At 76.3% G+C, this 932-nt stretch carries 1 protein-coding gene; it reads left to right on the top strand.

The annotated features are described in order from the left end of the window. The coding region (locus ACFP3V_RS31390; RefSeq protein WP_380591112.1) for a DUF222 domain-containing protein at positions 1 to 932 on the top strand (932 nt) is incomplete at both ends.

The following is a 932-nucleotide window of genomic DNA, read 5'->3' as shown; positions in this document are numbered from 1 at the left end:
GGTGGATCCGCTGGCCTGCCTGCCCGGGGTCCGGGCGGTGGTGGCCGCGCTGGCGGCCGAGTCCGACGAGGACCTGCGGTGGGGCGGCCCGGACCGGCTGGCGGAGCAGGTCCTGGCGCTGCAGCGGGCCCGGGAGCTGCTGGAGGCGCAGTTGCTGCGCCGGGTGGCGGTGATGGACGCGACCGACGCGCACCGGGTGGTGCGGGCGCGGTCGGTGAAGGGCTTCCTGGCCCAGCACGCCCAGCTGACCGACGCCCACGCCCGGGACCTGGTGGACCGGGCGCGTCGGCTGCGGCAGGTGCCGCCGGTCGCCGCCGCGTTCGCGGCCGGAGCACTGTCGGCGGACCAGGCCGCCACCATCACCCGCGACCTCGTCCACGTGCAGGACCAGGACCTGCGCGAGCAGGGCGCCTGCTTCCTCCTCGACCAGGCCCCGCGACTGCACCTGCCCCAACTGTCCCGCGTCTCACGCGAGTTGCGGGCCAGGCTTTCGCTGGAGGACGAGCGCGAGCCGGCGCCGCGCCGCACCTGGGTCCGCCTCGCCGCCACCGGCACCAGCGATGACCCGTTCTGGGTCCTGTCCGGGGAACTGTCCGCGACCTGCGGGGAGAAGCTGCGCACCGCCCTGGAGGCGGTGATGGCCGACCCCACCCCCGACGGGACCAAGAGCCACAGCGAGCGGATGGGCGACGCCCTCGACCTGCTCGCCACCGCCGCCCTCGACCGCGGCGACCTACCCGTCACCGGCGGCCAACGCCCCCACCTGACCCTCATCGCCGACCTCACCACCCTGCAGCACTGCCCCACCCACCCCCCACTCCCACAACCAGCCCCAGAACCAGCCCCACGACCAGCCCCAGGACCAGCGGGTGCGGCGCAAGGACCCGCGGGTGCGGCGGCCGGGTCGCCGGTCGGGGCGGTGGACGGACCGG

Origin of the sequence: Streptacidiphilus monticola, assembly GCF_042658505.1 — a bacterium.
GTDB classification, from domain to species: domain Bacteria; phylum Actinomycetota; class Actinomycetes; order Streptomycetales; family Streptomycetaceae; genus Streptacidiphilus; species Streptacidiphilus monticola.
Note: the sequence above shows the minus strand (reverse complement) of the source record. Positions and strands in the feature narration are given on the sequence as shown.